This is a genomic window from Streptomyces sp. MH60, assembly GCF_002939385.1.
Lineage (GTDB): Bacteria > Actinomycetota > Actinomycetes > Streptomycetales > Streptomycetaceae > Streptomyces.
The window spans coordinates 1-17,717 of record NZ_MULI01000114.1 but is presented as its reverse complement, the minus strand read 5'-3'; the positions used below and the strand labels follow the sequence as shown (position 1 = coordinate 17,717).

Genomic DNA, 17,717 nt, shown 5'->3' with positions numbered 1-17,717 from the left:
TGGCGGCGGCAGGCGGCGCGGGAACGACGACGGCGGCGGCCGGGGCGGCCGCGGTGGTCGCGGCGGTTCGCGGCTGCCGCTCCTCGCGGCCGTCGGCGTCGGCATCGCCGTCGTCGGGGTCGGTGCCGGCGCGATGATGGCCGGCGGGGGAGAGGACGAGGACAAGGGCGGCAACCAGACGGTGTCCGCCACGGCCCCCGCCTCCGAGTCCGCGTCCGCCCCGGCCTCGCCGTCCGCCGACCCGGTCCGGCAGCAGGCCGTCGAGCTGGACAAGCTGCTCGCCGACAGCGGCACCGGCCGCACCACGGTGATCAACGCCGTGGGCGACGTGAAGACCTGCGACAACCTCTCCCAGGCGGCCAAGGACCTCCGCGAGGCCGCCAAGCAGCGCAGCGGGCTGGTCGACAGCCTCTCCCAGCTGTCGGTGGACCAGCTGCCCCGGCACACCGAGCTGACCACCGCGCTCACCAAGGCGTGGCAGGCCTCCGCGTCGGCCGACAACCACTACGCGGCCTGGGCCGACCGGACGGCCGGCAAGAAGGGCTGCAAGAAGGGCAAGGCCGCCACCCAGCCCTCGGAGGCCAACCGGGCGAGCGGCACGGCCAGCAAGGAGAAGGCCAAGGCCGCGGCGCTCTGGAACGCCATCGCCAAGAAGTACGGCCTGACCGAACGCCGACCGACCCAGCTGTGAGCCCGTCCGGTCCGCCGGACGCCCGCTAGGCCACGTCCGCGTTCTGCAGGGTGCGGGTGGTGTCCACGGCGCCCCGGCGGGCCGAGACCAGGTGGCCCTCCCGCACGACCTGGAGGGTGACGTCGGCGTTGACCAGGCGCGGGAAGCCGACCGAGGCCAGCTTGTCGGCGAACGTCCACCTCAGGTCGGGGGTGAGCCCGCCGGTGCCGACCTCCAGACCGTCGTCGAGGGCCCGCCGTACGGTGTCGGCGCTCACCTCGCCGTCACCGAGCGACTCGACGACCTCCTTGAACACGGTGTAGGCGATCCAGGTGGTCTGCACTCCGGCGTCCGCCGCGTCGACGTCGTTGTCGCCGAACGCCTGCTCCTTGATCAGCTTCTTCATCCCGTCCCAGGCCGGGTCGCCCACCGACGGGTACCAGCCCGTGACGTACGCCCCTTCGTAGGGCCCGGACGCCCCGCCGCTCGCGTTGACCGTCGTCTGGTCGACGCTGCCGAGCACGGTCGCGGTCCGTACGTCGGGGTGGTCCTCGCGGGCGCGCCGGAAGGAGTCCATGAAGGTGCCGGTGCGGTCCCCGAGGACCGGCACCACGCACCCCGGCCTGCCCCCGCCGGTGCCCTCTCGCGCCAGTGCCCGCGCGGCCTGGTCGTCGTACGCGGTGGCGTCCTCCGCCGCCCGCTGGTCGTGGGCCCGCTCGTGCCCGCCCGAGACCAGCCCCGAGTCCAGCAGCGCGGGCAGCTGGTCGCCCGCGATGGTGTCGGGGCGGACGAGCGAGACCGGCCCGCAGGAGCCGGCGAGCGCGCTGCCGAGCCCCGCGAGCAGCGCCGGCTGGCCCCCGTTGACCGGGTACGACAGCGGACTGGTGAACTCCGAGTTGGTGAGGCCGTAGCCGCCGATGTACGGGATGCGGGCGCCCTCCAGGACGGGGAAGAAGGAGTCGGCGTACTGGCTGTAGGAGCCCAGGACGGCGACCGCGTGCTCCTTGACGGCACGGCGAGCGCACTTCGCGGCGGCCACGCTGTCGTTGTCGTCGTTGCAGGTCAGGACGTTGAGCTTGCGGCCGCCGAGGCCGCCCTGGGCGTTGACCCAGCGGGCGTAGGCCTGGGCCAGGGCGGGCATGCCGGGCTTGTTGGTGGCGCCGGTGTCCTGCGGTGCCCAGGTCATGACGGTGATCGGGTCGTCCCCGGAGCCCCCCGTGGCACCGGGGACGACCCCGCAACCGACGGCGAGTGACGCGCACGCCACCAGCGCGCACGCGGCCAGGGCGCCGGTGCGGGTGGCCCGGGAGCGGCCGCCGAGGCCGCCGGGGAGGGTGCTGCGGATGGGTCGCCTGCCGGTCATGTACCCACACGATTCCGTCACCCGGCCAACCCGGGAGTGACCTGCGGTCAACGCGTGGTGACACGGAGGTGAATTACGGGCGCCGGAAGGAGGCGGGGAAGAGGAACGTAGGATCGATGACCGTGCAAGGTTCGGAGAACTCTTCCCGTCGCGGCCGTCGCTCCTCCACCATGGGCGGCATGCCACTCAACGACATGCCGTGGTGGCGCTGGCGCAGCCAGGTGCGCTCCGCGCTGCACATGCTCTCCTCCCCCGCCTTCCAGCGGGACGTCTGGCTGGCCGGCGTCGACGGCTACGGGGACGTCACCGACGCCGTGTACCGCCTGGTGGAGGACACCTGGCTGGACCACTGGTCGGCCGAGAAGTACGTGGGCACGGTCTTCCGCGACTCGCAGGAGGCGGCGCTGGTCGACACCGCCGTGCTGCGGGTGCTGCGGATCATGCACCAGGTGGGGCCGGACGCGCCGGTGACGGCGTACCTGGAGCACGCCGACTGGCCGGAGGCGGTACGGGCGGCGCGCGACGCGCACGTACGGCTGGCCACCAGTGACGGCGAGGACCCGGAGACGGAGCCGCGCACGCTCGAGGTGCTGCAGATCCTGACCCGGTCCGCCTGACGGGACGGCTCGCGGTCCGGGGGGCCGGATATGGGACCCTGTGCTGCATGAACGCGCAGTCCTCCGCCGCCGACGCCCCGGCCGACCAGTACGTCCTCACCCTGTCCTGCCCCGACAAGCAGGGCATCGTGCACGCCGTGTCGAGCTATCTGTTCATGACCGGCTGCAACATCGAGGACAGCCAGCAGTTCGGGGACCACGACACGGGCCTGTTCTTCATGCGGGTCCACTTCTCGGCCGGCGAGCCGGTGACCGTGGACAAGCTGCGCGCCAGCTTCACCGCGATCGGTGACGCCTTCCACATGGACTGGCAGATCAACCGGGCCGACGCGAAGATGCGCATCGTGCTCATGGTGAGCAGGTTCGGGCACTGCCTGAACGACCTGCTCTTCCGCGCGCGGATCGGCGCGCTGCCCGTGGAGATCGCCGCCGTGGTGTCCAACCACACCGACTTCGCGGAGCTGGTGGGGTCCTACGACATCCCCTTCCACCACATCCCCGTGACGAAGGACACCAAGCCGGAGGCCGAGGCCCGGATTCTGGAGATCGTGCGCGAGGAGAACGTCGAACTGGTCGTGCTGGCCCGCTACATGCAGGTCCTCTCGGACGACCTGTGCAAGGCGCTCAGCGGGCGGATCATCAACATCCACCACTCCTTCCTGCCGAGCTTCAAGGGCGCCAAGCCGTACCACCAGGCGCACGCGCGGGGCGTGAAGCTGATCGGCGCGACCGCGCACTATGTGACGGCCGACCTCGACGAGGGGCCGATCATCGAGCAGGAGGTCGAGCGGGTCGGCCACGACGTCACGCCGGACCAGCTGGTGGCGATCGGGCGGGACGTGGAGTGCCAGGCGCTGGCGCGGGCCGTGAAGTGGCATGCGGAGCGGAGGATTCTGCTCAACGGTCGCCGGACGGTGGTCTTCGCCTAGCGGGGCGCGGGTTCGGTCTCGTCGGCGGCTGCGGGTAGTCGGCGGCTTGTCGCGCGGTTCCCCGCGCCCCCGAAAGACGCGGTGAACGCCGTTCAAGGGGCGCGGGGCGGTACTGAATATGCGGCTCCGCCGGGTGGGCGCGAGCAACCCCCACGCACCCGCAGCCGCCGACGCGACAGCCGCCGCCCCCTACATCCGGCTCAAGCTCGCCGCGGCGAACAGCACGTCCCGGATCGCCTCCCGGTCCCCCACCTGACCCGCCGCCGCCTCCGCCGGAGGCACATGGCCCGCGGCCAGTCGGCAGAACTCCACGCCGTCCAGGGCGACATGGGCCACCTCGTGATCGGCGGAGCCCACCGCGCCGGGGGAGTCCAGCGGGATGAGCCACTCGCCGCCGCCCGAGCCCTCGATCTCCAGCCGCAGGCTGCGTCCCGGCTCACCCGCGGCGACCAGGTGCGGACGGTCGCCGGGCGTGGCCAGACCGGCCCGGCGGCGGGCCGCCAGGACGCCCGGCAGCATCCGGGCCGCGAGGTCGATCATGCCGTTGAGATGGCGCGCGGACGGCGGCGCGTACGGATAGTCCACCGCCTCGGCGATGTCCTCCGCGTGCACCCAGCACTCGAACGCCCGGTCCAGCATCGCGTCCCGCAGCGGCAGCTCGAAGTCGCCGTACGAGACCGGCAGCCCGCCCGCGTCGCCGGTGAACGCCACCGTCCGGACGATGCTGTGACTCTGCGCACGCCAGGGTGCCCGCACCGCGCGGGTGGGCGGATAGTGCGAGGCCCGCCAGTACGCCTCCGTGCGGGCGGCCGGCGCCCGGGAGGGCGCGGTGATGTCGCCCAGTGGGTCGTCGAGGCCCAGGGCGACGGCGACCGTCCCGTCGACCGTCAGCAGGTGGGCGATGACCCCGGCGACGGTGGTGCGGCGGCTCGCGGCGCCGTCGCCCTCGAACCAGCGCAGCCGGACCGGGGCGTGCCACTCGGCGTCCCCGAAGTCCTGGAGCAGCGCGTCGAGGCGCGCGGTCTCGGCGTCGTAGGGGGTGGCCCACTCGGGCACCGGGATGCGGGGCGGACGCCGCTCCAGGCACCCGTCCAGGACCCGGGTGCGCAGGGCGGGATCCAGATCGAGGCTCTCCGGCCGCTGGAGCAGCGTGACGGCCTCGCGCAGGCGCAGCGCCTCCTCGGCACAGGCCTCGCACTCCCCGAGGTGCTCCTCGACGGCCGCCGCCTCCTGCGCCGAGCAGGCGGCCAGCGCCCACGCGCCGAGCAGCGACGTCAGCACCTGGTGCTCCAGCGCGACCGGCGCCGGGTCGGGCAGTACCCGCCCGCCGTCCTCGACGGAGGCACGGGGCAGCGGAATACGCGCTCCGGTGCCGGTGCCGGTCTCCGTGTCGTCGGCTGCCCCCTTCTCGTCGTGCCCGTTGTCCCCGTCGTCCTCCTCATACGCCTTCATGCCGCACCCCCGTACTCGGGCGGGGCCCCGGGCGGGTGCGGGGCGGTGCCGGCGTCGCGGGCGGTGGACAGGAGCTGGAGGCCCAGGCGGAGGCGGCGGCGGGCCTCGTCCTCCGTGACGCCCAGGTCGGCGGCGGTCTGGCGGTAGTCGCGGCGCTGGAAGTAGGCCAGCTCCAGCGCGGCGCGCAGCGGAGCCGGCATGGACTGGACGATGTAGTCGGCGCGGGCGGCGACCGAGGCGCGCCGCACCTTGGTCTCCAGTTCCTCCGCGGTGCCCGGCCCGCCCCGCACCAGGGCCGCCGTCTCGGTGGCGCGCAGCCGCTGGACGGCGAAACGGTGCGTGAGCGTGGCGATCCAGGTGCGCAGCGGGCCCTGTCGGGGGTCGTAGGCGTCGGGATGCTCCCAGACGTGCGCGAAGACGTCGCGCGTGAGGTGGTCGGCGGCCCGCTCGTCGTCGAGCACGCGGTGCGCCAGACCGTGGACCAGCGAGGCGAACCGGTCGTACAGCTCGCCCAGGGCGGCGGCCTCGCCGCGTGCGAGCCGCTGCTGCATCTTGCGGTCCCAGCGCAGTGGTGCGTCCCTCTTCGCCATGCGGTCCCTCCACCCCCTCCTCGGTCCCAGCCTGCGGCCACGCTCTCCCCGAATGTAGTCGGCACGTCCGACAGCGCACGCCCCTTTGTTCCAATGCGCGCCCCCGGTCGGCCGGAGGTGATATGCGCCTCGACTACCCTCTAGCGTGCGACCGAATTCGATCGAACAGGATCGAAAGCGTCTGAAACAAGCCACTTTCGACCGGCCTCCGTTTCCGCCGCGGCGTTTGCGGGAACGGCCGGTGGGCAGGCGCGCCGCCAAGAAGCGTAAGTATGGCTTCCGTTTCGGGTGGATCCCGGAAGTTCCAGACGTTCCGACGGATGAAGGGCATGGTGGTGACGTTCAACGTGACCGGCGGCGAGCGGGGCCAGTGGGCCGTGCTCCAGGTGTCGGGCGAACTGGACCTGGTGACGTCACCGGTGCTGCGGCAGCGCGTGCACGACGAGGTCGCGGAGGGGCGGCACAGCCTCGTCCTGGACCTCTCCGACGTGCTGTTCTGCGATTCCAGCGGGGTCGGCGTCCTCATCGCGTCGCGGCGGCTCATCCGCTCCTGCCAGGGCAGGCTGCGCCTGATACTGCCCGCCCAGGGCGCCGTCGACGGCTCGCACGTCAACCGCGTCCTCGGGGCGCTGGGCGTGCGCCGGCTCTTCGAGTGCCACCCCGACCTAGCCTCGGCGACCGGGGACGAGCCACGGCCCCTGTCCGCGTAGGCCGCGCGGCGGCAGCGGCGGCGGCAGCGGCGACAACGGCGGCGACGGCAAACGACGGCGATGGCAGCGGCACGGCGCGTCGCGGCCCATCGCGGCAAGTCCCGTCCGCGGCGGCGCCCCGCGACGTACGCTCCCGGCGAGACGTACCCCGAACACCGACGTGAGGCGGCCGGAGAGAACCATGGTCAACAGCGAGTACGAGCGCAGGATCGCCGCGCGGTTCACCACCTTCGACCAGGACGGCAACGGCCACATCGACCGTTCCGACTTCAGCGGGGCGGCCAAGGCACTGCTCGCCGAGTTCGGCGTCGCCGCCCGCTCCGACAAGGGGCAGGCCCTGTACGGCGGAGCCGAGGCGCTCTGGCAGGGCCTGGCCGGCATCGCCGACCGGGACGGCGACCAGCGCATCACCCGCGAGGAATTCGTCACCGCAGCGGTCAAGCGGCTGCGGGACAAGCCGGACCGGTTCGCCGAGATCGCCCGCCCCTTCCTGCACGCCGCACTCGCCGTCGCCGACACCGACGGTGACGGAGCGGCCACCGTCGCGGACACCGCGCGGGCGCTGACCGCCTTCGGCGTGCCGGAGGACCTCGCCGGGCCGGCCGCGGCCGCGCTCGACACGGACGGCGACGGCAAGGTCGGGGAGGCGGAGATCGTCCCGGCCTTCGCCCGCTACTTCACCGTGCCCGAGTAGCGCGTACCGGAGGGGCACGCGCCCGGGTGCCGCGGATCGTGGCAGAACGACGTCACGGAACGTTGATACCGGGTTGTGTCCGCCGAGTGGTCCGTCACGGCCCGGAGTCGGTGCCACACTCCGGTACCTTGTGGTGGATGCGAGTGGTCCCGAGCGCCAGCCGTGCCGGAGTTGCCCCTGGGGCGGCTCCGGAACCGGTGGTGTGCGCCTTGCCCCGCAGGGTGCGACGGCCGTCGGCCACCGCCTGTTCGACTCCCCGGAAAGCGCGTCGCACAGTATGCCGCACGCGTACTCCTTCGCGCTGGAATATGCCCGAAGCGCTTGTTGACGTGACTGTACGTCAACCATGCTGTCCCGCAGGGGATTCACGGTCCGTGATCCCTGCCCCGGCCGTTGTTCTGGCCATGCTGGAAATGGCTACGATCGTGGCCCTCATGAGGCGCGAGCCTTTGTGTCCGCCGGTTCGGATGGTGTGAGCGGTGCAGGTGCTTCAAGTGCAGCTGGAGGTCCGTCCAGACCCCTCGGAAGTGGGGCGTGCCCGGCGTTGGGCGCGTTCACGGCTCGCCGGTTCGGGGATACGGGCCGATGAACCACTCGCCGAGACGCTGGTCCTGCTCGTCTCCGAACTCGTCACCAACGCCGTGGTGCACACCGGGCGTTCGGCGGTCCTGCGGCTGGTGCTGCCGGGCGCGGTGACCGAGGAGACCGAGGAGGCCACCGTCCGCCTCGAAGTGGACGACGCCAGCGACCGCGCCCCCGTGCCCCGTTGCGCCGGCGGCGAGGCGACGGGCGGCCGGGGCCTCGCCCTCGTGGACGGCCTCGCCGACCGCTGGGGCTGGAGCCGGGAGGGCACCGGCAAGCGCATCTGGTGCGAACTGGACCGGTGCGCCGCGAGTGAGGAGACCCCGCCGGCCTGCCCGAGCGGCGGCGCGGTGGCGTACGAGGGATTCGCGTACGAAGTGGTGTAACGGCCGTGCGCCGGGGTGTGCTTCCGTGCGCGTCCCCGGCGAAACGGGACACACGTGAGGAAACTCCCCTTGCCGGTTGACGGATCGTGACCGTTTCCTCACGCTTGTAGGCAACGATTCGCCGCGAGGGGACGACGAGGGCTCGGTGACGGAGCCCTCGACGAGCGTGGGTCGTGTCGGCGGCGGTTCCCTCGGGGGCGACGGGAGCCGGGCGGGAGCGCCGGAGTCGGGCGGCGGCGCGCGATGCCGTGCTCGGGGCGGGCAACGCCGCGCCGCCGGCCGACGCGTTCGGGACGGACCCCGATCATTCTCCACAGGCTGTGGACAACTCCGCGCGGAAGGTCCGCCGGTACCCGGTCGGCGTGACCCCGAGCACCGCCTGCAGGTGCTGCCGCATCGACTGGGCCGTGCCGAACCCCGCGTCCCGGGCGACCTGGTCGATGGAGAGCACGGTGGACTCCAGCAGGTGCCGGGCCCGTTCGACGCGCTGCCGGGTGAGCCACTGGCCCGGACTGACGCCGACCTCCTCGCGGAACCGGCGGGTGAAGGTCCGTACCGACATCGACTCCTGCGCGGCCATGTCCCGGAGCTGGATCGGCTCGTGCAGGCGGCCGAGCGCCCAGGCGCGGGCCCCCGTCGTGGACGCCTGCTGCGGATCCGGCACCGGCCGCTCGATGTACTGCGCCTGCCCGCCGTCCCGGTGCGGCGGTACGACGGTGCGGCGGGCCACCTCGTTGGCGACGGCGGTGCCGTGGTCCCGGCGCACGATGTGCACGCACAGGTCGATCCCGGCCGCGACCCCGGCCGAGGTGAGCACGTCGCCGTCGTCGACGAACAGCACGTCGGCGTCCACCCGCACCTGCGGGAACAGCCGCTGGAAGTGCTCGGCGGAGGCCCAGTGGGTGGTCGCCGGGCGGCCGTCCAGATATCCGGCGGCGGCCAGCACGAACCCGCCCGTGCAGATCGCGACGAGCCGGGTGCCGGGCCGCACGAGGGCCAGCGCGGCGGCCAGTTCCCCGGTCAGCACGCCCTCCTCGTAGACGGGGCCCAGCTCGTAGGAGGCGGGGACCACCACCGTGTCGGCGGTGGCCAGGGCCTCGGGGCCGTTCCCGACCAGGATCTCGAAGTCGGCGTCCGTGGCGACCGGGCCCGGCGGGCGGACCGAGCAGGTGACGACCTCGTACAGCCGGCGCCCGTGCTCGTCGCGGGCCAGGCCGAAGATGCGCTGCGCGATGCCCAGTTCGAAGGGCAGCAGGCCGTCGAGGGCGAGCACGACGACGCGGTGTGGGCGGTCGGCGGTGGGCGGAGCGCCGAGGGTGTCGGAGGCCATGGCCCGATCCTAGCGAACGCTGTCCTTCGGGCCACTGGATCGGCGGCGGTCCCGCTCGGAGACTCTGTGACGTGACCCAGACAACCGACGCCGCCGCAGTGACCGAGGACCAGCGGGAGCCGGCCCGCCGCAGGCGCGTGCACCGCGCCTGGTGGGTCGCCGCCGTCACCTTCGTGACGATCATCGGCGCCGCCGCCTTCCGCTCCCTGCCCGGCATCCTCATCGACCCGCTCCACCAGGAGTTCGGCTGGTCGCGCGGCACGATCGGCGCCGCCGTCTCCGTGAACCTCGCCCTCTACGGGCTGACCGCGCCCTTCGCCGCCGCGCTGATGGACCGCTTCGGCATCCGGCGGGTCGTCGCCGTCGCCCTGCTGGTGATCGCGGTCGGCTCCGGACTGACCGTGTGGATGAACTCCGCCTGGCAGCTCATCCTGTGCTGGGGCCTGCTGGTCGGCCTCGGCTCCGGCTCCATGGCCCTGGCCTTCGCCGCCACCGTCACCAACCGCTGGTTCACCGAGCGGCGCGGCCTGGTCACCGGCGTCCTCACCGCCGCCTCCGCCTCCGGCCAGCTGATCTTCCTGCCCCTGCTGTCCTGGATCGTCGAGACGTACGACTGGCGCCCGGCGGCCGTCACCGTCGCCCTCGCCGCCCTGGCCGTCGTCCCCTTCGTCTGGCTCCTGCTGCGCGACCACCCGGCCGACGTCGGCCAGAAGCCGTACGGCGCCGAGGAGTTCGTACCCAAGCCCGCGCCCGTCCCCGGCGCCGCCCGGCGCACCCTCGCGGTCCTGTTCTCCGCCGTCCGCACCGGCCCGTTCTGGCTGCTGGCCGGCAGCTTCGCGATCTGCGGCGCCTCCACCAACGGCCTGATCCAGACCCACTTCGTGCCCGCCGCCCACGACCACGGCATGCCGATCACCGCCGCGGCCTCGCTGCTCGCCGTCATCGGCGTCTTCGACGTGGCCGGCACGATCGCCTCCGGCTGGTTCACCGACCGCTTCGAACCGCGCCGCCTGCTCGCCGTCTACTACGCCCTGCGCGGCGTGTCCCTCCTCTTCCTCCCCATGCTGCTCGCGCCGAGCGTCCATCCGCCGGTGATCTTCTTCATCGTCTTCTACGGCCTCGACTGGGTCGCCACCGTCCCGCCCACCCTCGCCCTGTGCCGCGAGCACTACGGCGACGACAGCGCGATCGTCTTCGGCTGGGTGCTGGCCTCGCACCAGGTGGGCGCCGCCCTCGTCGCCTTCCTCGGCGGCATGGCCCGCGACCACTTCGGCTCCTACGACGTGGTGTGGGTCGCCTCCGGGGCGCTGTGCGCGGCGGCGGCCCTGATGGCGCTGGTGATCCGACGACGCCCGGTGCCGGTGGCGGCCCTGTCATGAGCGAGTCGTAAGCTCCCGGGCATGGGGTGGGGAGCAGGGCCGGGGGCGCCCGGACGGGGGCGCCTGGCGTGGTCGAACGACGAGTGGAACCTGGCGTCGGCGCTGTGCGCGGTGCAACTGCCGCTGGTGTGGCTGGCGTGGTGGCTCTTCGTGGGGGCGGGGCAGGACGACTACGGGCGCGGCGGGGGAGCTTTCGGTGTGCTCTGCGTCCCGCTGATCCTGCCGCTCCTCGGAGTCCTGCACTCCAGTGCGCAGGTCATGCCCGCGGCGACGCTGTCCCGTCTCTTCCCGCGCCGCCCGCGCGGGCCCGAGTGGGCCGGGCACGTGGTGGCTTCCGTGCTGGTCGGCGCGGGGTGGGCCGTGCTGGGGCACATCGTGGAGGACTGGTCGCTGAGAGACACGATGCCTTGGTTCGCGGGTGTCGGGATCCTGCCCGTGCTGTTCCTCGCCCCGCTGCGCCGGCGGGCGTGGGGCGGGTGGAGCGTCTGGCTCCGTTCGGCCGCCGCCTGCTTCGTCCTCTTCGTCGTCGGCGGGCTGGCCGTGGCGGCCCTCGCCGACGACTACGAACCCCCTCGGCTGTCCGCCGGGCAGCTCGCCGGGGACTATCGCGGAGACCACGGGGCCGTGCTGCGGCTGGCCCCGGGAGGCCGGGCCGAGCTGAACCGGGTCCCGGCCCAGCCCGACCTCGAAGCGGGCCAGGACTACACCAGGTGCGGCGGCACCGGCAGCTGGACCCGCGACCGGTACGGCGACCGCGAGGCCGTCCTCGTGAGGCTCGACGGCGACTGCGGGGAGGAGACGCACTGGACGATCGGAGGGAGTGAACAGGCACCCGAGCTGTTCGCCCTGTTCGGCGACCCGGACGCCGGTGATCTGCTGATCCTCACCCGGGGCTAGCCCGGCAGCCGCGACACGCGGCCCGCCTCCCTCTTCGCCACCGCCCCGGCGATCCGACCGGCGTCGATCGCCAGTTCGCGGAGCATCCCGCTGATCGGGTTGGTGAACCCGGTGAAGTACAGGCCGGGGGCACCGGACGGCGTACGGCCCCCGTGCACGACCGGCCTGCCGGAGCCGTCCAGGACGCCGAGGTGCCCGACCAGCCCCTCCAGCCCCCGCCGGTACCCCGTGGCCGCGATCACCGCGTCCGGGGCGATGCGGGTGCCGTCGGCCAGCAGCACCTTGCCGTCCTCGAAGCCGTCCATCGCGGCGACGACCTCCACCCGGCCGGCGCGCACCGCCTCGATCAGGCCCACGTCCTGCACCGGGATGGCCCCCTCGGCCACCCGGCTGTAGAGCCCGGTGTCGGGACGTGGCAGCCCCTGTGCCGACAGGTCGGGCACGCTGATCCGGGCCACCGGCCGGGCCAGCCGGTCCACCAGCGCGACCGGCAGCCGCCGGCACAGCACGCCGGTGTACTGGGCGGCCCACCCGGCGGTGGAGCGGCGGACGATGTGCGGCGCCGTGCGCACGGCGAGCCGGACCCGGGCGGCCCCGCCCTCCACCAGGTCCACGGCGATCTCGGCGCCGGTGTTGCCCACCCCGACCACCAGGACGTCGCGGCCCGCGTACGGGGCCGGGGAGCGGTACTCGGCGGCGTGCCGGAACTCACCGGTGTAGGTGTCCCGGCCGGGCCAGTCCGGCACGCGCGGGGTGTGGTTGTAGCCGGTGGCGACCACCACCGCGGCGCCGGTCAGCTCCCGCCCCCCGGAGGCGTGCAGCAGCCAGCCCGTCCCGTCGGGGGTGCGCTCGACGCGCGAGACCTCGACGCCGGTGACGATCTCCAGCTGGTGGTACTCGGCGTACTTCTCCAGGTAGCGCACCACGTCGTCCCGGGCCACCCACCGTCCGAAGCGGCGCGGCATCGGCAGGCCGGGCAGCGCCGACAGGCGGCGGGTGGTGTGCAGCCGCAGCCGGTCGTAGTGCCGCCGCCAGGAGGAGCCGACGCCCTCGGCCCGTTCCAGGACCACGGCCCGCAGACCGCGGGCGCGCAGCGCCTGGGCGACGGCGAGACCGCCGGGGCCGGCGCCTATGACGTAGACGGGCAGGCCCGCGGGGTGGGCGGGCCGCTGCGGTTCAGCGGACACGGTGGAGTCGGCCATGCGGCGAGCGTAATCGCGCCCCCGCTTGATGGGTCTCGGTCAAGACCGGAATCGGTTGCGGATCGGTCACGACCGGGACGGGTCGGCTTGAATGGCCGGATGGCCCACACACGCATGTACACCCTCGACCCGTCCCTCGCCCACTCCGAACCCCGCGGGCACGGACTGCGCCTGCGCGCCTGGGACGCCGCCTCGGACGCCGACGCGGAGACGTGGCTGCGCGGCTGCCTGGACCCGGAGTTCCAGCGCTGGAACACGACGCTCAAGCTGTGGACCGACCTCGCCGGGGCCCGCGAGTCGCTGCGGGGACGGGCGCGGGACGCGGCGGACGGCAGGTCGGCGTCGTTCCGGATCACCGACGACGAGAGCGGTACGACGCTGGGGCACATCGGTCTGAACGAGATCAGCCGGCAGATGAAGGTGGCCCGGGTCGGCTACTGGGTGCTGCCCGAGGCCCGCGGCCGGGGCGTCGCCACCCGGGCCCTGCTCCTCGCCTCCCGCTGGGCCTACGCCGAACTCGGCCTGCACCGCCTGGAACTGGGCCACGCCGTGGGCCACGACGCCTCCTGCCGGGTCGCCGAGCGCAGCGGCTACCGCGCCGAGGGGACCCTGCGCGAGGCGATGTTCGCGGCCGGCCGGCACGACGCGTTCCGGGACGTGCACCTGCACGCGCGCCTGGCGACGGACGAGGAGCCGACGCCGCCCGGCGCGCGGTGAGCGCGGTTCACGGCCACAGCAGCCGCCGGTCCCAGTCGCCGTCCTCCGTCCGGCGGTAGGCCAGCCGTACGTGGCGCCGACGGCCTCGCCCTGGAAGAACTCCACCTCGTCGGGGCGCAGCCGGTACAGCGTCCAGGACGCCACCGGGGCGTCCGGTTCCCGCTCGGCCCGCTCCCAGGCCGCCTTGGAGGCGCGGGCCAGTTCGTCCGGCGAGCCCAGCTCCGCGCTCTGCCGGCCGGTGAGCGCGGCGGCCAGGGCGCCGGTCGACCGCGCGTGCAGGTCGGCCCGCGCCTCCTCGGCCGGGGCGGTGGCGACCGGTCCGCGCAGCCGCACCTGCCGGCCCAGCACCGGCCAGTAGAAGACGAGGACGGCGTACGGGCGGGCGGCGAGGTGGCGGCCCTTGCGGCTGTCGGCGTGGGTGGCGAAGGCCCAGCCGTCCGCGTCCGCGCCGTGCAGCATCACGACCCGCGCGTCCGGCAGGCCCTCGGCGTCCGCCGTCGCCAGCGACACCGTGTGCGGCTCGCGTTCACCGGCCGCGACCGCCTCGGCGAACCACCGGGTGAACAGCTCCAGCGGGTCGCCGGGCGCGCCGGCCGGGTCGAGGGGCGGCAGTTCGGTGACCGCGGGGTCCCACACCCGCAGCGACCTCAGCAGTTCGTGAAGATCGGTTCCCATACCCCGATTGTCGTGCGGCCAGGGTCGCCCGGGGGTCACACGGAGCCGAGGTCGGAGGAGACCCAGCGTTCGGGGCGCATCCGGACGACGACCTGCTCGCCGTGGTTCGCCGAGGCGAAGGCGACGTAACCGTCGACCTTCTCCGCCGGGAGATAGCGCGCGGAGATCTCCCGCAGGTGTTCCTCCGTCGCGGTGACCGTCTCGACGGCCGGCCCCTCCACCGACACATAGCGGATGGTGGGCTCCAGCCGGTCGACCAGCAGCGAGAACCGGCCCGCCTTGCTGATCAGCTCGTACTTGCGGCTGTCGAGGCCCGTCATGATCCACACCTCGCCGCCGGGCTCGTACTGGTACCAGATCGGCACGGTCAGCGGGGCGCGGCCCGCGCCCGCGTCGACCGCGAGCGCGGCGATGTGCGGCTCGGCCAGGAACGTCTCACGCTCTTCGCGGGTCAGGGCCACGGCGGTCTCCTCCAGCGGATGCGGATGCGGATGCGGATGCGGATGCTGTGCGGTTCTGGATGCTGAACACAACGTCGGCCGGGCGGACGGCTGTTCCCCGGCCGGGGCCGTCGCGGGGGCTGAACTTCGAGGCGCTGGACTCGTGCCGGAGCGGCCGGAGGGCCGGGGCACGGTCGCCGAGTTCGAGCGGGCGGCCGACGGGGCGACAAAGGTCTGGAGGACTGCTGGAGACCGGGAGACCCGGAGATCTGCTGAAGTGCGACGGGCGGCGACGCGGCGGAGCGGAGATGACAGGCTGCCGCGCGGCGAACTACTTGGTGGGCTTCTTTCCGGTGATGCCGAGATACGTCAACAGGGCGAGATGCGGCTTGAGTTCCGCCTGTTTCACACCCCAGGAGGAGAAGCCCTTCTGGTGCGAGGCGGCGGCCGCGAGCATGACGACCAGTGATCCGGCGATCGCCGCCGGGTTCACGTCCTTGTCGACCTTGCCCTTTGCCTGGAGATCGGCGACGGAATCCGAGAGGGAGGAATTCACCGAGTTAAGGATCTTCATGCGGATTTTGGCGAATCGCTTGTCGCCCTCCGCCGCGCCGAGATCGATCACGCGCAGAATCGCGTCGTTCTTCCGCCAGAACTCCAGGAATCCGTCGACGAGTTCCTGTGCCGTCTGCCAGCCGGCCTTGCCGACCCACGAGCGGCCCGCCGTCAGCTCGGCCAGCGAGGAACTCTCGGCGGCCATGCGCTCGGCGATCTCCAGGACGGCTCCCTCGACGTCCGGGAAGTACTGGTAGAAGGTCGCGGGCGAGGTGCCCGCCTTGCGTGCGACATCGATGACTTTGACATCGCGATAGGGGGAGGAGCTGAGCATTTCGCTGAGGCAGTCGAGCAGTTTCTGCCGGGTCGCCTGCCCACGTCGACCGGCCACGCGGCCGTCGACGGTACGCACTTGTCCTGTCATGCCGTCAGCTTACCGACGGGTGATCCGAGCGCGATTCGGCCGACTGCAAATGGGGTGTGAGCGCGGAGAGAGGCTGGTGTGCCTGGTCTGCGCGGTGCGGGCGACGCGGTTACTTTGACGGCATGGCCGAAAACGGGGCATTCGAGAAGAGGTCGCCGAAGTCGTCGGACCGTCCGTCCGCCCGCCGGGAGGGAATCCCCTGCTGGGTGGACGCACAGCTCTCCGACGTCGAGGCGGGCAGGCGTTTCTACGGCGAGCTGTTCGGCTGGACCTTCCGGGAGGAAGAGGAGGGGGAGACCGAGGAGAGCCCCTACCGGGCGGCGGGGGCGTCCGTACGGGCGTGCCTGGGCGGGGAGCCGGTCGCCGCGCTGGTCCGCAAGACGGACGGCCGGATGCCCACCGTGTGGTCCGTGTACTTCCACACCCCGGACGCCGCCGCGCTCGCCGCGCGGATCCGGGCGGGCGGCGGTCAGGTCGTCACCCCGCCCCGCCCGGTCGGCGACCTGGGCACCGCCGCCCTCGCCGCCGACCCCGACGGTGCGGTGTTCGGGCTCTGGCAGCCGGGCCGCCGTACCGGCTTCGGACGCCGGCACGAGCCGGGCACCTTCGCCTGGGCCGAGCTGTACACCCGGGACACGGAGGCCGCCAACGCCTTCTACGGCGACCTGTTCCACGACGCGCTCTTCGGCCCGGACGCCTCCCCGGACTTCGGCCGCGCCCGGGTCTCGGACGTCTTCCCCGCCGAGATGCCGCCGCACTTCCTCGTCCACTTCCTGGTCGAGGACCTGGACGCCGCTCTCACCGCGGTGGCCCGGCTCGGCGGGCGGGTGCGGGTGCCGCCCTTCGGGACGTCGTACGGGCGGGTGGCGGTGGTCTCGGACGGTCAGGGGGCGTCGTTCGCGCTGCTGCGGCGCTGAGCGGCGGCCGCGAGCCCGAACGGGGCCGGGAACGGTCTCGTGAGGGTTCTTTGCCCGGAATCAGGCTAGACACCCCGATTGTCGTCAGGTTCGCCACCAGCGCCTCGGACAGGAAGAATCGGGGTGCGTGGCGCCACGGAGGTGCGGTGGTGAGACGCTGCACTTCGGTCGCGTACATATGTGGGTGGCGCGGCCCGTACGGGGAGGTGGCAGGCAAGTGGTGGATCAGCTGACGCAGCACGATCCGCGGCGGATCGGGCCGTTCGAGGTGCTGGGCCGGCTCGGCGCCGGCGGCATGGGGCTGGTCTATCTCGCGCGCTCGGCGTCCGGGCGGCGCGTGGCGATCAAGACGGTGCGCACGGAACTGGCGGAGGACCAGCTGTTCCGCGTCCGCTTCACCCGCGAGGTGGAGGCGGCCCGCGCGGTCTCCGGCTTCTACACGGCGGCCGTGGTCGACGCCGACCCCCGCGCCGCGGTGCCCTGGCTGGCCACGGCCTACGTGCCCGCACCCTCCCTCGAGGAGATAGTGAACGAGTGCGGGCCGCTGCCGGCCCAGGCGGTGCGCTGGCTGGCCGCCGGCGTCGCGGAGGCGCTCCAGTCGATCCACGGCGCGGGCCTGGTCCACCGCGACCTGAAGCCCTCCAACGTCCTCGTGGTCGAGGACGGCCCCCGCGTGATCGACTTCGGTATCGCGTCCGGCGTTTCGAACACCCGTCTGACCATGACGAACGTCGCCGTCGGCACCCCCGCCTACATGTCCCCGGAGCAGGCCAAGGACTCCCGCAGCGTCACCGGGGCCAGCGACGTGTTCTCGCTCGGCTCGATGCTGGTCTTCGCCGCCACCGGACACCCGCCCTTCCACGGCGCCAACCCGGTCGAGACGGTCTTCATGCTGCTGCGCGAGGGCCCCGACCTGGAGGGCCTGCCCGACGAGCTGCGCCCGCTCATCGAGTCCTGCATGCAGATGGAGGCCACCGGCCGCCCCAACCCGGCCGACCTCCAGTCCCAGCTCGCCCCGCACCTCTTCGGCTCCGGCTCCGACGACAGCGGTACGGCGTCGGCGTGGCTGCCCGAACGGGCCGTGGGCCTGATCGAGGGACGCCGCAACGGCCGCCCCGCGGTCAAGCCCGCCACCACGGGCGGCGGCCGCGGCCCGGGCCCGTCCGGCGCCCGCGCCCCCGTCCAGGC

The 17,717-nt window shown here is 73.3% G+C and carries 17 protein-coding genes and 2 pseudogenes; 11 read left to right on the top strand and 8 right to left on the bottom strand.

The features are described 5' to 3' along the window. Nucleotides 1-691: pseudogene (locus BZZ08_RS36170) on the top strand (hypothetical protein); the annotation flags it as partial. Between the two features lie 25 nt (nucleotides 692-716). Here the strand turns inward: BZZ08_RS36170 and BZZ08_RS36165 are convergent. Continuing rightward, complete coding sequence (locus tag BZZ08_RS36165) at nucleotides 717-2,033, bottom strand: ABC transporter substrate-binding protein (RefSeq protein WP_104636405.1); 1,317 nt, start codon at nucleotides 2,031-2,033, stop codon at nucleotides 717-719. 116 nt (nucleotides 2,034-2,149) lie between these two features. Here BZZ08_RS36165 and BZZ08_RS36160 point away from each other — a divergent pair, with 116 nt between their 5' ends. Together BZZ08_RS36160 and purU are read left to right on the top strand one after the other, a co-directional pair. Further along, nucleotides 2,150-2,650, top strand: a complete 501-nt coding sequence (locus BZZ08_RS36160; RefSeq protein WP_104636404.1) for an SCO4402 family protein — start codon at nucleotides 2,150-2,152, stop codon at nucleotides 2,648-2,650. A 47-nt stretch (nucleotides 2,651-2,697) separates the two neighbouring features. After that, nucleotides 2,698-3,579 carry a formyltetrahydrofolate deformylase gene (purU, locus tag BZZ08_RS36155; RefSeq protein WP_104636403.1) on the top strand — a complete coding sequence of 294 codons (882 nt, stop codon included), beginning with the start codon at nucleotides 2,698-2,700 and terminating at the stop codon, nucleotides 3,577-3,579. A 189-nt stretch (nucleotides 3,580-3,768) separates the two neighbouring features. Here purU and BZZ08_RS36150 read toward each other — a convergent pair whose 3' ends face one another. Further along, nucleotides 3,769-5,031: a zf-HC2 domain-containing protein gene (locus BZZ08_RS36150; protein ID WP_104636402.1), complete on the bottom strand. Its 1,263-nt coding sequence runs from the start codon at nucleotides 5,029-5,031 to the stop codon at nucleotides 3,769-3,771. Then, a complete protein-coding gene (locus tag BZZ08_RS36145) occupies nucleotides 5,028-5,621 on the bottom strand; it encodes a sigma-70 family RNA polymerase sigma factor (protein WP_104636401.1) in 594 nt (197 codons plus the stop codon). The genes BZZ08_RS36150 and BZZ08_RS36145 overlap by 4 nt, the downstream gene beginning before the upstream one ends. A gap of 329 nt (nucleotides 5,622-5,950) precedes the next feature. Here BZZ08_RS36145 and BZZ08_RS36140 point away from each other — a divergent pair, with 329 nt between their 5' ends. The 3 genes from BZZ08_RS36140 (at nucleotide 5,951) to BZZ08_RS36125 (ending at nucleotide 7,993) form a co-directional block, all read left to right on the top strand. Beyond that, nucleotides 5,951-6,331 (top strand): STAS domain-containing protein, encoded by a 381-nt coding sequence (locus BZZ08_RS36140; RefSeq protein ID WP_104636406.1) that lies wholly within the window; start codon nucleotides 5,951-5,953, stop codon nucleotides 6,329-6,331. Nucleotides 6,332-6,512: 181 nt separating this feature from the next. Continuing rightward, nucleotides 6,513-7,025, top strand: a complete 513-nt coding sequence (calD, locus tag BZZ08_RS36135; protein ID WP_104636400.1) for a calcium binding protein CalD — start codon at nucleotides 6,513-6,515, stop codon at nucleotides 7,023-7,025. A 494-nt stretch (nucleotides 7,026-7,519) separates the two neighbouring features. Further along, entirely contained in the window at nucleotides 7,520-7,993 is a 474-nt protein-coding gene (locus BZZ08_RS36125) for an ATP-binding protein (RefSeq protein WP_198601893.1), read from the top strand. A 304-nt stretch (nucleotides 7,994-8,297) separates the two neighbouring features. Here the strand turns inward: BZZ08_RS36125 and BZZ08_RS36120 are convergent, their stop codons facing one another. Continuing rightward, nucleotides 8,298-9,323 carry a GlxA family transcriptional regulator gene (locus tag BZZ08_RS36120; protein WP_104636397.1) on the bottom strand — a complete coding sequence of 342 codons (1,026 nt, stop codon included), beginning with the start codon at nucleotides 9,321-9,323 and terminating at the stop codon, nucleotides 8,298-8,300. Between the two features lie 71 nt (nucleotides 9,324-9,394). On the opposite strand from BZZ08_RS36120, the gene BZZ08_RS36115 reads away from it, so the two are divergent. Both BZZ08_RS36115 and BZZ08_RS36110 read left to right on the top strand, forming a co-directional pair. Next, the gene (locus BZZ08_RS36115; RefSeq protein ID WP_104636396.1) at nucleotides 9,395-10,702 is read left to right on the top strand and encodes an MFS transporter; all 1,308 of its coding nucleotides are present in this window, start codon (nucleotides 9,395-9,397) and stop codon (nucleotides 10,700-10,702) included. Between the two features lie 21 nt (nucleotides 10,703-10,723). Beyond that, a complete protein-coding gene (locus BZZ08_RS36110) occupies nucleotides 10,724-11,599 on the top strand; it encodes a hypothetical protein (protein ID WP_104636395.1) in 876 nt (291 codons plus the stop codon). Here BZZ08_RS36110 and BZZ08_RS36105 read toward each other — a convergent pair. Beyond that, complete coding sequence (locus BZZ08_RS36105) at nucleotides 11,596-12,801, bottom strand: flavin-containing monooxygenase (RefSeq protein WP_104636394.1); 1,206 nt, start codon at nucleotides 12,799-12,801, stop codon at nucleotides 11,596-11,598. The two genes, BZZ08_RS36110 and BZZ08_RS36105, sit on opposite strands and share 4 nt — an antisense overlap. A gap of 99 nt (nucleotides 12,802-12,900) precedes the next feature. On the opposite strand from BZZ08_RS36105, the gene BZZ08_RS36100 reads away from it, so the two are divergent. After that, nucleotides 12,901-13,518 (top strand): GNAT family N-acetyltransferase, encoded by a 618-nt coding sequence (locus BZZ08_RS36100; RefSeq protein WP_104636393.1) that lies wholly within the window; start codon nucleotides 12,901-12,903, stop codon nucleotides 13,516-13,518. Between the two features lie 7 nt (nucleotides 13,519-13,525). Here BZZ08_RS36100 and BZZ08_RS36095 read toward each other — a convergent pair. The 3 genes and pseudogenes from BZZ08_RS36095 to BZZ08_RS36080 form a co-directional block, all read right to left on the bottom strand. Further along, nucleotides 13,526-14,193, bottom strand: a pseudogene (locus BZZ08_RS36095) (pyridoxine/pyridoxamine 5'-phosphate oxidase). A gap of 35 nt (nucleotides 14,194-14,228) precedes the next feature. Then, nucleotides 14,229-14,654: a pyridoxamine 5'-phosphate oxidase family protein gene (locus BZZ08_RS36090; RefSeq protein ID WP_104636392.1), complete on the bottom strand. Its 426-nt coding sequence runs from the start codon at nucleotides 14,652-14,654 to the stop codon at nucleotides 14,229-14,231. Nucleotides 14,655-14,964: 310 nt separating this feature from the next. Further along, entirely contained in the window at nucleotides 14,965-15,600 is a 636-nt protein-coding gene (locus BZZ08_RS36080; RefSeq protein WP_104636391.1) for a TetR family transcriptional regulator, read from the bottom strand. Nucleotides 15,601-15,734: 134 nt separating this feature from the next. Here BZZ08_RS36080 and BZZ08_RS36075 point away from each other — a divergent pair, with 134 nt between their 5' ends. Continuing rightward, nucleotides 15,735-16,529 carry a VOC family protein gene (locus BZZ08_RS36075; RefSeq protein WP_104636390.1) on the top strand — a complete coding sequence of 265 codons (795 nt, stop codon included), beginning with the start codon at nucleotides 15,735-15,737 and terminating at the stop codon, nucleotides 16,527-16,529. 217 nt (nucleotides 16,530-16,746) lie between these two features. Beyond that, nucleotides 16,747-17,717, top strand: a 971-nt coding sequence (locus BZZ08_RS36070; protein ID WP_133169251.1) for a serine/threonine-protein kinase, incomplete at its 3' end; no start/stop codon positions are given.

Coding starts and splice junctions, on each gene's coding strand:
- BZZ08_RS36165 (WP_104636405.1), bottom strand. CDS start 2,033: ATGACCGGCAGGCGACCCATCCGCAGCACCCTCCCCGGCGGCCTCGGC.
- BZZ08_RS36160 (WP_104636404.1), top strand. CDS start 2,150: ATGACCGTGCAAGGTTCGGAGAACTCTTCCCGTCGCGGCCGTCGCTCC.
- purU (WP_104636403.1), top strand. CDS start 2,698: ATGAACGCGCAGTCCTCCGCCGCCGACGCCCCGGCCGACCAGTACGTC.
- BZZ08_RS36150 (WP_104636402.1), bottom strand. CDS start 5,031: ATGAAGGCGTATGAGGAGGACGACGGGGACAACGGGCACGACGAGAAG.
- BZZ08_RS36145 (WP_104636401.1), bottom strand. CDS start 5,621: ATGGCGAAGAGGGACGCACCACTGCGCTGGGACCGCAAGATGCAGCAG.
- BZZ08_RS36140 (WP_104636406.1), top strand. CDS start 5,951: ATGGTGGTGACGTTCAACGTGACCGGCGGCGAGCGGGGCCAGTGGGCC.
- calD (WP_104636400.1), top strand. CDS start 6,513: ATGGTCAACAGCGAGTACGAGCGCAGGATCGCCGCGCGGTTCACCACC.
- BZZ08_RS36120 (WP_104636397.1), bottom strand. CDS start 9,323: ATGGCCTCCGACACCCTCGGCGCTCCGCCCACCGCCGACCGCCCACAC.
- BZZ08_RS36110 (WP_104636395.1), top strand. CDS start 10,724: ATGGGGTGGGGAGCAGGGCCGGGGGCGCCCGGACGGGGGCGCCTGGCG.
- BZZ08_RS36105 (WP_104636394.1), bottom strand. CDS start 12,801: ATGGCCGACTCCACCGTGTCCGCTGAACCGCAGCGGCCCGCCCACCCC.
- BZZ08_RS36100 (WP_104636393.1), top strand. CDS start 12,901: ATGGCCCACACACGCATGTACACCCTCGACCCGTCCCTCGCCCACTCC.
- BZZ08_RS36075 (WP_104636390.1), top strand. CDS start 15,735: ATGGCCGAAAACGGGGCATTCGAGAAGAGGTCGCCGAAGTCGTCGGAC.